This is a genomic window from Paenibacillus sp. FA6, from assembly GCF_051550225.1.
In the GTDB taxonomy this organism is placed as follows: Bacteria; Bacillota; Bacilli; order Paenibacillales; family Paenibacillaceae; genus Paenibacillus_AQ.
Map to the genome: position 1 here is coordinate 5685438 of NZ_CP188820.1, position 15266 is coordinate 5700703.

Consider the following 15266-nt stretch of genomic DNA (forward strand, 5'->3'; position numbering starts at 1 on the left):
ACCCCCCACAAGTTTATTAGATGTATAAAGTGCACTTAATAAGCAGGAAAAGTAGGGATCAAAGGAAATAGTTGCACAACCTGCAGTTAAAAGTGGCGATAACGATAAAAAGTGGAATTTCGAGTAAATTAGATGTAGGTTGTGCAATTAAAATTGGCTGAAGAGGGAAGAGGCTGAATTTAGTTGTACTATATGCAACTATTGGTGCGCCATATCGCCGTTGGTAAATGGAGTAAGTAGAGTGTGCTGATGAGTGTCGTAGTCGAGTGACAGAGTAACCGACAGGATCGCTCCAATCTCCATTCTCCGATCCCCGAGCCCCCTCAACCCCCGCACAAGTGGATTAGATGTATAAAGTGCACTTAATAAGCAGGAAAAGTAGGGATCAAAGGAAATAGTTGCACAACCTACAGTTAAAAGTGGCGATAACGATAAAAAGTGGAATTTCGAGTAAATTAGATGTAGGTTGTGCAATTAAAATTGGCTGAAGAGGGAAGAGGTTGGATTTAGCTGTACTTAATGCAACTACGTGATATATGCAACTGGGTAAGCTTCCGAACCCGAGGGGACAGAGGTGAAGCCACAAGTGGCGCCTGTGGAGGAACAGAGGAGAAGGGTAGGGACAAAAAAGAGACTAGTTTGTATCAACCGACTCTGTGAGTACCTTGTTGTGTAATTGTTTCTAAGGAGCCAAGGAGGCTACGGGTTTACGAGTTCAGACGGAAATTTAAGTAACGATGGACAAGCGAAGGACAGCCACTTAGCGGCTGTCCTTTGTGCTTTGTTTATGGTAAGAACCTGAATCATCCCGTGCGGTGATGAATAGTGAATTGACTAAGCCACGGTTCGCAGTCAAATATTGTAAACGGAACCGTTATTCTTCCTGAAGTTGGCGCAGAACGATGAGTTCTACTCGTCGATTACTCTGACGGCCTAGTTCCGTTCCGTTGTCTCCAACAGGACGAGTATCGGCATAGCCCGCGTATTGAAATCCATCGGCAGGTAACTTCTCTTGTTCAAGGAAGAACCTTAGAATGGACAAGCCTCGTGCACCAGATAACTCCCAGTTATCTCGATACTGAGAAGAGTACTTGATTGGCAAGTTATCTGTGTGACCTTCGATACTAACGATGGTATCAATATTTCTAAAGAGGCTGGCGAGCTTAGATAATACAGGAGCTGAGACTTGTTTGAGATCAGCTTTACCTGTATCGAACACGAACTGATCACTAAGCGTTATAGAGATTCCCTGAGGATTATCAGCCACAAAGATTTGATCCTGGAGATCGTTATCAGATACGTAATTTGAGATAACCGACATTAAGCCTTGCAGTTCTTCTTCCTGCGCTCTGAAGGCCAGCTCACGTTTTGACAACTCTTGATGTTCTTGATCATTCGTCTGATTCCCCTGTCGATCCTGTGAAGGTTCTTGTTCAGCATCAGTTACAGGTGACGTCGTCGGATCTGGATTCTTGTGCGTATATTTATCTGCAGTACCAGTTAGTCCAGAACCTTGTTCGAGAATGGAATCACCCGATTTGAAACTAATATGAAGCGACTGAGTCATTCCTTCATATTTACTTACATCGAGGGAACTCATGGCATACATCATCACGAAAAAAATAAGCAACAATGTAATCAAATCAGCGTAGGTGATGAGCCAACGATCACGACTACTATGCTCGACGTGATCTTGCTTTCGTTGGGCTCGTCTACTCAGTTGCCTCATTCATAGCCCCCCTTTGGGAATTGAGGAGAACGGATATAATCCGTTGGTTCAAGGGAACTGATCTTTTTACGTACAGTTTGGGGATGTTCTCCGTCACGAATGGCAAGAATTCCTTGGAGAATAAGCTCCATATTCTGAATTTCATCAGCACTCTGCGATTTAATTTTGGAAGCAATGGGTAAAAAGATAAGATTAGCACTTGCGACTCCGTACAGTGTTGCAATAAAAGCGACTGCAATGGAAGGACCTAATTGAGTGGGTTCAGATAGATTACCAAGGACATGAATAAGTCCCATGACCGTACCGATAATTCCCATGGTAGGTGCATAGCCACCAGCAGATTCGAATATTTTGGCGTAGCTGGCATGCTTCAATTCTGTTCGATCCATCTCAATCTCCAGAATTTGTCTGACAAGAGCAGAATCGTTCCCATCTACAACCATCTGTATACCTTCACGAAGGAATGAATTGGGGTGATCTTGTGATTGTAGTTCAAGAGCCAGTATACCATTCCGTCTTGAAGTTACGGCCAGATCAACAATATCCTCTATGAGCTGCTCGTTATTGTCTTCTGATCGAACGAAGGCATAGCGAAGAGCTGCAGGAATTTTTTTAAGCTTTGATGCTGGAAAACTAATGGCAACGGCTGCAAATGTTCCGCCAAACACAATAATGGCTGCAGTCGGATGAAATAATCCTGTTAATTGTCCCCCTTCCCAGAGAAAGCCTCCAATGAGCGCGGCAAGGCCGGCTAGAACACCCAATATTGTAACGATATCCATGATTACGAACCACTCCGATCTTAATAGTTAAGGTTTGCATAGCTTATCTGATCCGAGTATAATAAATGGGAACAAATATTCTTATTAAGAATGCATTTCCTGGTAATATATTTATCGGGAAATCTCGACATATACTTTACTATTTTAGATGATAAGGGTGGTATTGGGCAATGAGCGATATTGTGATCAGTAATAAGCCGTTTGAGCTTGAATCGGAATACACCCCGCAAGGCGATCAGCCTACAGCGATAAAGGAATTGGTGGAAGGGCTCAGAAGTGGTAAGAGAGAGCAAACATTGCTTGGTGCAACAGGCACAGGGAAGACGTTCACAATTGCTCAAGTTATCTCCAAAGTAAATCGACCCACACTGGTTATTGCACATAACAAGACCTTGGCTGCACAGCTTGCGGCTGAGTTCAAGGAATTTTTCCCGCATAATTCTGTAGATTACTTCGTGAGTTATTACGATTATTTCCAGCCGGAAGCCTATATTCCTTCCACGGATACGTACATTGAGAAGGATTCAAGCATTAATGAAGAAATCGATAAGCTTCGACACTCAGCGACAAGCTCGTTGTTTGAACGGCGGGATGTCATCATTGTAGCGAGTGTCTCTTGCATCTATGGTCTCGGATCACCGCGTGAATATTCAGACCTACTACTCTCATTACGGGTGGGGATGGAGAAATCGCGTAATGAGATTCTGAGTCGGCTTGTCGATATTCAATATCAGCGTAATGATCTGAATTTTGTGCGTGGAACATTTCGAGTGCGTGGTGATGTGGTAGAAATCTTTCCTGCTTCGAATGGGGAGCGTGCGATTCGTGTTGAAATGTTCGGCGATGAGATTGAGAAGATTACGGAGATCGATGTATTGACTGGCGAATTAGTTGGCGTTCGGGATCACATTGCGATATTCCCAGCATCTCACTTTGTAACGAAAGAAGAGACGATGAAGGTAGCGCTGGTCAACATTGAGCGGGAACTGGAAGAACGATTGGCCGTACTGAAAGAGCAAGGCAAGCTATTGGAGGCGCAGCGACTAGAGCAGCGTACGAGATATGATATTGAAATGATGAATGAAGTCGGATTCTGTTCGGGGATTGAGAACTATTCAGGGCCTTTAACGTTTCGTGAAGCAGGAGCTACTCCTTATACGTTAATGGATTATTTCCCAGAGGATATGCTAGTCGTTGTAGATGAATCCCACGCCACATTGCCGCAGATTCGCGGGATGTATAATGGTGACCGAGCACGTAAGACGATGTTGGTAGATCATGGATTCCGGCTACCTTCAGCGCTAGACAATCGGCCATTAAGGTTCGAAGAGTTCGAGGAGAAAGTCAATCAGATTATCTATGTATCGGCAACACCAGGGCCATTAGAGCTCGAACGTTGCGAGAAGATGGTACAACAGATCATTCGGCCAACGGGGCTTTTGGATCCTATTATCGAGGTTCGCCCAACCAAAGGGCAGATTGATAACTTAATCGAAGAGATTCATCTCCGTATTGCACGTGAGGAGCGGGTGCTCGTCACGACGCTTACGAAGAAGATGTCGGAGGATCTGACGGATTATTTGAAGGAAATTGGCATCAAAGTCAGGTATCTACACTCCGATATCAAGACGCTAGAGCGCTTGGCTATACTTCGCGATTTACGTCTTGGCGTATTCCATGTGTTAATTGGTATTAACTTGTTACGGGAAGGCCTCGATCTACCAGAGGTTTCTCTAGTGGCTATTCTGGATGCAGATAAGGAAGGCTTCCTTCGTTCCGAGCGCTCACTTATTCAGACGAGTGGACGGGCGGCTCGTAACTCTGAAGGATATGTCATCATGTATGGTGATAAAATAACAGATTCCATGCGCAAGGCGATCGACGAAACAACACGTCGGCGTACGATTCAGATCGCTTATAATGAGAAGCATGGCATTACACCACAGACGATTCGCAAAAAAGTACGAGATGTGATTGAAGCTACGAAAGTGGCTGAATCGAAATCGGACTATCTGACAGGGAATCTATCGAAAATGACGAAGAAAGACCGTCAGACGGTCATGCAACGGCTTGAGCAGGAAATGAAGGAAGCAGCGAAGAACCTGCAGTTCGAACGAGCGGCAGAGCTGCGTGACGCCTTATTAGAGCTAAGAGCAGAGTAAACTCAGTTAAGTGCAATACTTTAAGGAGATGATGATGATCGATGGCAATTGATAATATAGTGATTAAGGGTGCGAGAGCACATAATTTGAAAAATATAGATATCACGATTCCGAGGGACCGTTTTGTCGTAATAACAGGGCTAAGTGGTTCTGGTAAGTCTTCGCTAGCGTTCGATACGATTTATGCAGAGGGTCAGCGACGTTACGTCGAGTCCCTCTCAGCTTACGCACGTCAATTCTTAGGTCAAATGGAGAAGCCTGACGTAGATTCAATTGAAGGATTATCACCAGCGATATCTATTGATCAGAAGACAACGAGTCGAAATCCCCGCTCTACCGTGGGAACAGTAACGGAGATTTATGATTATTTGCGCTTGTTATTCGCACGGGTGGGTCATCCGCATTGCCCAACTCACGGCGTAGAGATTACATCCCAGACTGTGGAACAGATGGTTGATCGGATTATACAATATCCCGAGAAGACGAAGATCCAGCTGCTTGCTCCTGTTATATCCGGACGTAAAGGAGAGCACAAGGGTGTTTTTACGGATATTAGTAAGCAAGGATTTGTGCGCGTTAGGGTGGATGGTGAACTTCGAGAACTATCCGAGGATATCGAACTTGAGAAGAATAAGAAGCATACGATTGAAGTGGTTGTGGATCGAATTGTCATTAAAGAAGGTGTGGAAGCTCGTCTAGCTGATTCGATTGAGACGGCGCTGAAGATATCAGAGGGGCAACTGTTAGTAGATGTCATGGGAGAAGAACTGCGATTCAGTTCGAATTTTGCCTGTCCTATTTGTGGATTCAGCATGGAAGAGCTATCGCCACGGATGTTCTCCTTCAACAGTCCATTCGGAGCTTGTGTAGAATGTGATGGGTTAGGTGTGAAGATGATTGTCGATCAGGATTTACTTATTCCTGATTCGAGTAAATCGATTGATGATGGCGCATTCCTAGCATGGACTGGAAGTACATCGAATTATTACCCACAGTTCCTCAAATCGGTGAGTGAGCATTTCAAGATTCCTCAAGATGTTCCGGTTAGTGAGTTTACGCCAGACCAAATGAGTAAGCTATTGTATGGAACAGGAGAAGAGAAGATACGCTTCAAATACGAGAATGACTTCGGACAGCGCAAAGAAGCACTTGTGACCTTTGAAGGGGTTATTCCCAATCTGGAACGTCGTTACCGCGAGACGGCATCAGATGGAATTCGTGAGTTTATAGAAGGCTTCATGAGTGCCAAGCCATGCGAGGTATGTAAGGGGCATCGATTGAAGAAGGAAGTCCTGGCAGTGACTGTGGACAATCATAATATCGCAGATGTGACCAGCCTTTCGATCGGGGACGCAGTGACCCTATTTGATAGCCTGGTACTGAGTGAGAAGGAGACAGCGATTGCTACAATGATCTTGAAGGAGATTAATAGCAGATTGGGCTTCTTGATCAATGTAGGATTAGACTATCTGTCCTTAAGCCGTGCAGCAGGAACATTATCAGGTGGTGAGGCACAACGTATTCGTCTAGCCACACAGATTGGATCAAGCTTAATGGGCGTTCTCTATATTCTGGATGAACCAAGCATAGGTCTGCATCAACGGGATAATGATCGGTTGATAGCGACGCTTGGACATATGCGCGATTTGGGGAATACACTTATTGTAGTTGAACATGATGAAGATACGATGATGGCAGCGGATCATATCATTGATATTGGTCCGGGTGCTGGTATTCATGGGGGTCGGGTTATTGCCCAAGGTACACCGCAAGAGATTATGGACCATCCAGACTCCTTAACAGGTCAGTACCTGAGTGGACGTAAGTTCATTCCAGTGAATGCGAAGCGACGGAAGCCTGAGGATCGTTGGTTAGAGATTAAGGGTGCCAAAGAGAATAACCTCAAGAATATTAACGTAAAGATCCCGTTAGGCGTGTTTACCGCAGTAACCGGTGTATCAGGTTCAGGTAAGTCTACGCTCATTAATGAAATTTTATATAAAAAGCTTGCACGTGAATTGAACGGTGCTACGAAGGTGCGCCCTGGTAAACATAAAGAGATCAATGGATTAGAGCATCTAGATAAAGTCATTGATATTGATCAATCTCCTATCGGGCGCACACCGCGATCTAATCCAGCGACGTATACAGGTGTCTTCGATGACATTCGTGATATTTATGCACAGACGAATGAAGCGAAGATTCGTGGCTATAAGAAAGGTCGATTCAGCTTTAACGTGAAGGGTGGTCGCTGTGAAGCATGTCGCGGGGATGGAATTATCAAGATTGAGATGCATTTCCTACCGGACGTCTACGTCCCTTGTGAAATATGTAAGGGCAAACGCTATAACAGAGAAACCTTGGAAGTTAAATATAAGAGCAAGAGCATTGCCGAAGTATTAGAGATGACGATTGAGGATGCGACTGAATTCTTTAAGAATGTCCCTCGTATTCATCGTAAACTACAGACGCTACTTGATGTGGGTCTTGGGTATGTGCATATGGGACAGCCTGCAACGACACTCTCTGGTGGAGAGGCACAGCGCGTGAAGCTGGCGTCTGAACTATACCGACGTAGTACGGGCAAGACGATGTATATTCTGGATGAGCCTACTACGGGTCTTCACGTGGACGATATTGGGCGATTACTGACCGTTCTCCATCGGCTAGTCGATTCGGGAGAGACTGTACTTGTGATTGAACATAATCTGGATGTCATTAAGACAGCTGATTACGTGATTGATCTTGGTCCAGAAGGCGGTAGCGGTGGAGGAACGATATTAACCACAGGTACACCAGAACAAATCGTGAAGGTAGAGAAATCTTATACGGGCAAGTATTTGAAGCCTGTGCTTGAACGGGATACAGTGCGTAGTAAGGATATGGTGGTTGTTAGCTAGATTAAAGCGGATCAATGCGGGAATATAGCAGATTAAAGTCGAAATGTCGACGGATTATTGTGAGAATCTGGATGCGTTATAGCTAGAGTGTAGATGGATTCTAGTGAGCACCTGGATGGATCATAGTGAGTAAGTGGACAGACGATAGTTGGAACATGGGTGGATTATATCTAGGATAAAGATGGATCATTGGGCCAGCTCTAGTAGCTGGTCTTTTGGTGTTCAAATTTAAAAGCTAATTAGATAAACTGGCTCAATCTACAAATGAGTGCTTCACAGATAAATGGCTAGCCAAAGAGGACAAGATCAATTTAGAGGTAGGCGTGGCGGACACAGCATTTGCTGCTACATGTTTCAAACATCTACTTTGTCGTCAACTTGTAGACAGCTGGCTTTTTAGTTGTAAAAAGGGTGCTTATTCTAGGGAGAAAGATGCGTGGGAGAGAAATAGTTGTAAAAAGGGCAGTTAAAATTGAAGAAACGGCGTGAAATGGATAATATCTCATTATTAGATGCCATTTCTGCAACTAAAGTTAGCGTACGAGTAATTTGACTGAATTTAAGTGTACTTTTTGCAACTGCGCGTGAGGAACTGGAACTGGAACTGGAACTGGAACTGGAACTGGAACTGGAACTGGAACTGGAACTGGAACTGGAACTGGAACTGGAACTGGAACTGGAACTGGAACTGGAACTGGAACTGGAACTGGAACTGGAACTGGAACTGGAACTGGAACTGGAACTGGAACTGGAACTGGAACTGGAACTGGAACTGGAACTGGAACTGGAACTGAGTCATGATGGTGGGGTATTAAATAATTTCAATGCAATATGTCATACATAATCGCATAAAATAAACTTTTTTTGTGATCAGGGCTTGCATAAGATTAGTTGGGAGGATAACATATAAATAGATGTAAAAAAGTGCAATGTGTGAACTTACATAGAGGAGGTACTAATGTATGCTATTGGCAGAGGCTGCTGAGACTGTATCCAAATTCCATGTGTTTGATATATTTATGATTTTGTTTACGATACTTATCTTTCTTGGGGTCGTGCGCTTAGTAACCCAACCTAATAAGAATCTCTTCGCTATCGGATTTAGCGTAGTTAGTTTATTGGTATTTCTGTACTCAGATTATGCCATGGTATTAGGATGGCTTAGTTAAGGTCATTAGAAACAACACTGAAGAGTATCAACCCAAAAGACACCTGACTGCGGATGCAGGGGTGTCTTTTGCGTGCAATGTTTGTTGCTATGAGGTTGAGCATCTAATTTGTAGTTTACCAATGTTCTGATCCTTCCTTTCACGGTATACATAAAGCAAATAAATATAGGACTTCTAGCAATTGTTCAAGCTGAAATAGTGTGATACATTGGGATTAAACCTCATAAACACGAATATACTGATATAGCAACTTAGATAGCAACTTACATATAGAACGGTTAGAGGGAGTAAGCGAGGGAAATGAGAGAGGGTTAGGTGAGGGAAAGATGAATAGGTTGGGGAAAAGCAGTGCTGTCGTACTGTTATGCAGCCTTATGCTGATGAGTGGAGTGGGAACTGCCGAGGCGCAACAGAAGGGGACAACCTCGAGCGCGAAAGCAAGTTCTACGAAAGTAAGTACAGATCCGGTTCCGCAAATTGTGAGAGATGTATCAGCTTCAGTTGTCGGAATTATCGGCAAGGATGCGCTAGGACAGAGTAATAGTAATTCCGATCGATACAATCTAGTTCATGGCACGGGTGTGATTATACGAGCGGATGGATGGATTGTGACGAATGCACATGTCGTTAGTGGACTGACGAACGCTATGGTAGTTACTTCGGATGGGAAAAGTTATACGATAAAAAAGGTATTCAAAGACGAGACAAGTGATATTGCACTTGTGAAGATTACGGCAAGCGGGTTAACGCCGGCTAAATTTACTAAGTCTATTTTGGATACAGAAGTGGGTGAGAAAGTCATCGCGATTGGTACTCCCGTATCATTCTCATTACGTAACTCGGCAACGGTGGGTGTAGTGAGTGGAATGAATCGTGGTGTGAATGCTGCCTATCGATTGATCCAGACAGATACAGCTATCAATCCCGGGAACAGCGGTGGGCCGCTTGTGAATATGAAGGGTGAGGTACTGGGAATCAATACGATGAAATTCGCCGCTAATGGCGTTGAGAATATGGGCTTCTCCATTCCTTCGGATACGGTTCAATATGTGATCGATCAATTGATGAAATACGGTGAAGTGAAGCGTCCGAGTCTCGGTCTTGCATTAGAGGAAAGTTGGTCAGCCATTGTAGGTCTTCCTACGGATGATCCATTGACGGTCACGAAGGTGCTTTCTTCAGAAGCTCAAGCGGCTGGAATACAGGAGGATGACGTCCTTTATAGCATTAATGGAATAACGGTCACGAATATTGTGGATATTAATGAATTGTTCAAGAAGTATGTACCCGGGCAGACCGTTAAATTGTTAATGCAAAGCGACGGGGACATTGTGATTCGTTCAATACAACTGAGCCGGCAGGGTCTGATGTTGGATGAGGAAAGTGAGGTTAAGATATGATGACGCTGGGGAACAAAGGCGATGCTCCAATGAAGCGAAGGTTGTTGAGACAGTGGGTATGTAGTGTGCTGTGCTTATGTTTATTTTTAACGGCATCACTTCCCGTCTTCGCGGACAATGGGGATAAGCTGGAATTGAGGATTAAGGTTGGGAGTACGATAGCCGTCATCAATGGACAACAAGTCGCTATTGTTAAGCCTTACATAGATCATTCAACGACGATGGTTCCATTAGGGGTGTTTAAGAAAGCTTTTGGAAGCAAAGTCGGTCTGGAAAAGAGTAACTTGGTCAAGGTGACCTATGGCTCACATAAAATAACGATGACGATCGACAGCCATGTGGCTTGGTTAGATGGGGTAAAAGTAAAGCTTGATGCTGCCCCTACGATGAAGTCTGACACGTTAATGGTACCTCTTCGTTTCGTAGCACAAGGTCTAGGGGCCACGATCACGACGGGGTCTGCGGGAGAATCCATCATTAAGCTCCTATCCCAAGAGGAAGTAATAGACTCAGAGAAACTAAATATTGATAGTGATATGGGCAAAACAAAGATTGGAAACAGTTACTATCAATGGACGATGAACTACCCATCTGGCCTTGTGGTTGGGATGGATGGAAGTTATGAGAGTATGGCTACTTTTAATGATGCAGAGGATGCGTATTATTTAGAAGTTCATGCTATCCCGCAAGAAGTCGAGTTACAGGTAGATGACCTCTTAAGTTTATTAGTTGCAGATGCTAAAGCTTCTGGTGAAGTTGTATTGGATCGTGAATCGTTCCCAAACGCTACTGTACCGTACGCTCGTATTGTCACGAAAGACTCAGAGGGTACGATCTGGGAGGCACGCGCGTACTATGATCATGAGCAACTATATGAAATATATTTTGCGGATTTGCGCGCAGTAAATTATAAAGATCTGAGTAAATACGGAACTTTTCTGAATTCATTCAGAACTAGTTATAACGAACGTGATCATTCCATCAAAGATCTGTCTAGTGTCGTCAATGGCATGCGGAATACTTTTAACGGAGATTATGGTATTTCTCTAGATGTACCTGCTGGATGGTATATGGACAATGAGGACATGTACTATGAAGGTGAAGATGGAAGCTATCTTACAATCGATGTGACTACGGCTCCTAAAGGCTCAAGTCTCGTGGGTTGGAGTGAGCAGATGAAGAAATGGCTGAGTGAAGCTTTTGTCACAGAATCATATAAAATAGTAGATACGTATCCGCTCGAGATATCGGGCAGTAAGGCGCTTGTTCATGAAGTGCAATACAATTATGGATACGGCTGGATCAGAGAATATGAAGTGATGCTTGAGAAGGATGGATTCCGCTATTATTTCGAATATTCCGTACCCGAAGAACAGAAGGAGACTCTTGCTAAGTTTAAGGACATCATGGAGTCCATCGCTATTGAATATGAGGTGGTCTCAGAGACATTCGGAAGAATGGAGGAAGATACGTATCTGATTGATAAATCGAAGGTCGTTACGAAGTCCTCTAAGGCATATCAGTATAAAATAAATATTCCACAGTTCTGGACTCCCAATCAGGATAAATTCGAGAACTCAACGATAGATTATCAATTCACAGGTGGGCGATTGTTAATAGCAGCGGATAAGGATGCAACCTTCGAAGAAACGGTTAAACAGTTAAGCGCATTCTATAATGAAGCAGCCAAGAGAACGAAGGATGTTGTCGTTCGTGGCATTGAAGATACAACATTCGCCGGCGTGTCTGCAAAACTGTTCAAGGTGCATCAAGTGAAGGAAGGAATCTCTTACGAGGGAACACTGCATGTATTCAGTCATAACGGGATTACCTATACCGTAACGACCTCACTAAACGATGCGAATGCTACGCAGATCCATAAGGAATCATTGGAGAAGACGCTGAAGTCTTTTGCGTTTACGAAGTTGAATTGATGACTTTTTTAAAACATATCAGGTGAAGAGGTCCGCTCATATTGAGCGGGCCTTTTGGTTATCCACCGGGGCCCGACTGAAGAATAGTTAAGTGATGATACAGGGGGATCTCGGGCGAAGCGCCTCGAGTTACTAACATCTACTGGTGGGAAGAGAATAGATGCAGAGAGTGCACCTAATTAGCAGGAAAATTAGCAAGAAAAGTAGGGGAGAGAGGAATAGTTGTAAAAAGGACAGTTAAAAGTGGCGATAACGATGAAGAATGGAGTTTCCAGTAATCTAGATGTAGTATTTGCAACTAATGTTAGTGTTAGAGGAATAAGGCTGAATTTAAATGTACTTTATGCAACTAGTGGTGATTAGGGGGCAGTTGGTTGTTGGAGTAGGTGGTTCTAGTGCTGACTGTGGGCGGCGTTGGGTGATGTATCGGTTGATAGTGGTAGTGTTGCCGAATGTTGGCGATAATAATAGGGAAATGAATGGGAAAGGTAGAAGGTTGATGTGATATTTGCTACAATAGATAAGTTATAGAGCTAAATGTGATATAGAAGAAGTTCATTGGCCGATAGGCTGATTTGGGAGGATATAGATTATGAAACAAGGGTTACACAGAGGAGACGTCGAGTTACTGGCGCCAGCAGGTGATTGGGATTGTATGAGAGCAGCGGTAGCGAACGGGGCGGATGCTGTCTTTTTCGGAGTGGAAAAGTTTAATGCGCGTGCACGTGCGAACAATTTTCGCATGATGGAGTTACCTGAAGTTATGGCATTTCTGCATAGTTATGGAGTTAAGGGCTTTCTGACGTTTAATATTCTCGTGTTTGAGAATGAGTTGGAAGATGCGAGGGAACTTATTGATGCTTGTGTGGATGCGGGTGTAGATGCGGTGATCGTCCAAGATTTAGGTCTAGTGAAGATGATTCGTGAGATCTCGCCAGATTTCCCTATTCATGGATCAACACAGATGACGATTACTTCGCCAGAAGCGGTTGAATTTACGAAGCCTTGGGATCTTGAAAGAGTTGTATTGGGTCGTGAGAACAATCTGAAGCAGATCAAGAAGATCGGTGATCAGGCGAAGTTGCCGATGGAAGTATTCGTGCATGGAGCACTTTGTGTCTCCTACTCGGGGCAGTGTCTGACTTCTGAAATGTGGGGCGGACGCTCAGCGAACCGTGGGGAATGTGCGCAGGCTTGTCGTCTGCCGTATGACCTGATGGTTGACGGAGTTCAGAAGCCGATGGGGGATATATCTTACTTGTTATCACCCAAAGATCTAGCGGCGATCGATATTATGCCTGAATTGATTGAAGCTGGAGTAACTTCTTTTAAAATCGAAGGACGTCTCAAGACGCCAGAATATGTAGCTAATGTAGTTAGTAAGTATCGTAAAGCGATTGATCGTTATTTCGAGGGGGATTCAACGCCACCAAGCAAGGAAGAGATTCGGGAGCTTGAGCAGAGCTTCTCACGCGGTCTAACGCATGGTTTCTTAGATGGTACGAACAATAAGAAGCTTGTGGAAGGTACGTATCCTAAGAGCCGTGGAGTATATATGGGTCGAGTGGAACAGATTCTGCGTGACGGTGTAGTCTGCCGAATTGATGCACCGCTGAAGCGGGGCGATGGAATCGTATTCGATGCAGGGGACCCTACGAAGAAGGAAGAGGGCGGACGCGTCTACGACATACGCCGTAAAGGTGTGAAGATTGAAGGCGAAGCGGGAGAAGGTTGGATTATCGACATCGTTCCCGGTCGTAACGACGTTAATCTACAGAGATTAAATGTGGGAGATCGTGTATGGAAGACGAATGATCCCGCACTCGATAAGCGTCTGCGTCAGACGTTTGAGACGGAGAAACCATACCGGGTATTCCCAGTTCATGTGAAGGTTGCAGGTCATGTGGGTGGATTACTTACAACCTGGTGGACTGATGTGCAAAAAGGTACGACGGTTCGTGTGGATTCAGAGATGGAATTGGAAGTAGCGCAGAAGCGTCCGATGGACTATGAACTGCTGGAAGAACAATTCGGCCGCCTTGGCGGGACGGTGTTCCAGCTGGAGAAGCTTGACGTCGAGTTGCAAGGAGAAGTCATCGTGCCTATGCGCGAGCTGAACAGCATCCGCCGCCGTGCGGTGGAATTGCTCGCTGGCGAGCGTCCGAAGCCACCCGTATACGTGAAACGGGCGATCGAGGTGTACGGCGATGCGGCAGCGCATAGCGCATCGCAGCCCGTGGCGCGTGGTTCAGCGGAGCTCACCGCGCTGTGCCGCAGCCTGCCGCAGGTGCAGGCTGCACTCGAAGCAGGCGTAGGAATGATCTACGCTGACTTCGAGTTCATTAAGCAGTTCCCGGCAGCGGTCGAAGCCGTTCGTGCGGCTGGAGCTAAGATTGCGCTGGCAACGCCGCGCATTCATATGCCTGGAGAGAACGGCTATCACAACAACATCCTGCGCCTACAGCCTGATGCTGTGTTGGTGCGTAACACAGGGGCGCTGTATTTCTATCTGCGCCATCGTCAAGAACATCCGGATGCCCAGCATCCACGACTGATCGGCGACTTCTCATTGAATATCGCCAACCACAAAGCAGCTGACCTGTTCATCCAATCCGGTTGTGATATGATCACACCATCTTACGATCTGAACATTCAGCAAATGGTAGACATGCTTGGACGTGCTGATACGTCCAAAATGGAGATCGTCATCCATCAGCATCTACCGATGTTCCATACGGAGCATTGCGTGTACTGCACCTTCCTAAGTGAAGGTACTGACTTTACGAACTGTGGACGTCCGTGTGAAGAGCATAGCATTTCGCTCCAAGATCGCATCGGTATGTCTCATCCTGTTCGCGTAGATGAAGGTTGCCGTAATACCGTATATAACGCCGTCGAGCAATCCGGGGCAGAATATCTGGCTAACTTTATGGATCTTGGCGTATCGACATACCGCATCGAGTTCTTGGAAGAAACACCAGAACAAGTGGCCGAGGTCATTGATCTTTACAAACGAGCATTAAGCGGAGAGATCAGTGGTTCGCAAGTATGGCGTACACTGAAAGCAACCAACCAGCTAGGGGTTACACGGGGGCAGTTGGTGACGTAATAGGAATAACAAGCATAGCTTATATACGAATAAAGGATGATTCATCCTCACAATGAGGGCGAATCATCCTTTTTGTTATGC

Annotated in this window: 10 protein-coding genes; 8 read left to right on the plus strand and 2 right to left on the minus strand. The window is 45.0% G+C overall.

Annotated elements, in window-relative coordinates; translation table 11 throughout:
• Window positions 1–874: 874 nt before the first annotated feature.
• Both ACP8HI_RS25475 and ACP8HI_RS25480 read right to left on the minus strand, forming a co-directional pair.
• A complete protein-coding gene (locus ACP8HI_RS25475; RefSeq protein WP_438348894.1) occupies window positions 875–1729 on the minus strand; it encodes a flagellar motor protein MotB in 855 nt (284 codons plus the stop codon).
• Window positions 1726–2511: a flagellar motor protein gene (locus ACP8HI_RS25480; RefSeq protein WP_438348895.1), complete on the minus strand. Its 786-nt coding sequence runs from the start codon at window positions 2509–2511 to the stop codon at window positions 1726–1728. The genes ACP8HI_RS25475 and ACP8HI_RS25480 overlap by 4 nt, the downstream gene beginning before the upstream one ends.
• A 170-nt stretch (window positions 2512–2681) precedes the next feature.
• On the opposite strand from ACP8HI_RS25480, the gene uvrB reads away from it, so the two are divergent.
• The 8 genes from uvrB (at window position 2682) to ACP8HI_RS25520 (ending at window position 15185) form a co-directional block, all read left to right on the plus strand.
• Window positions 2682–4673: an excinuclease ABC subunit UvrB gene (gene uvrB, locus ACP8HI_RS25485; RefSeq protein ID WP_438348896.1), complete on the plus strand. Its 1992-nt coding sequence runs from the start codon at window positions 2682–2684 to the stop codon at window positions 4671–4673.
• A gap of 41 nt (window positions 4674–4714) precedes the next feature.
• Complete coding sequence (gene uvrA, locus ACP8HI_RS25490) at window positions 4715–7573, plus strand: excinuclease ABC subunit UvrA (RefSeq protein WP_438348897.1); 2859 nt, start codon at window positions 4715–4717, stop codon at window positions 7571–7573.
• A 563-nt stretch (window positions 7574–8136) separates the two neighbouring features.
• A complete protein-coding gene (locus ACP8HI_RS25495; protein WP_438348898.1) occupies window positions 8137–8367 on the plus strand; it encodes a hypothetical protein in 231 nt (76 codons plus the stop codon).
• A 168-nt stretch (window positions 8368–8535) separates the two neighbouring features.
• Window positions 8536–8742 carry a hypothetical protein gene (locus ACP8HI_RS25500; RefSeq protein ID WP_438348899.1) on the plus strand — a complete coding sequence of 69 codons (207 nt, stop codon included), beginning with the start codon at window positions 8536–8538 and terminating at the stop codon, window positions 8740–8742.
• 326 nt (window positions 8743–9068) lie between these two features.
• Entirely contained in the window at window positions 9069–10142 is a 1074-nt protein-coding gene (locus tag ACP8HI_RS25505) for a S1C family serine protease (RefSeq protein ID WP_438348900.1), read from the plus strand.
• Complete coding sequence (locus ACP8HI_RS25510) at window positions 10139–12076, plus strand: stalk domain-containing protein (protein WP_438348901.1); 1938 nt, start codon at window positions 10139–10141, stop codon at window positions 12074–12076. Before ACP8HI_RS25505 ends, ACP8HI_RS25510 begins: the two co-directional genes overlap by 4 nt.
• A gap of 334 nt (window positions 12077–12410) precedes the next feature.
• Window positions 12411–12581: a hypothetical protein gene (locus tag ACP8HI_RS25515; protein WP_438348902.1), complete on the plus strand. Its 171-nt coding sequence runs from the start codon at window positions 12411–12413 to the stop codon at window positions 12579–12581.
• Between the two features lie 87 nt (window positions 12582–12668).
• Window positions 12669–15185 carry a DUF3656 domain-containing U32 family peptidase gene (locus ACP8HI_RS25520; RefSeq protein ID WP_438348903.1) on the plus strand — a complete coding sequence of 839 codons (2517 nt, stop codon included), beginning with the start codon at window positions 12669–12671 and terminating at the stop codon, window positions 15183–15185.
• Window positions 15186–15266 lie beyond the last annotated feature (81 nt).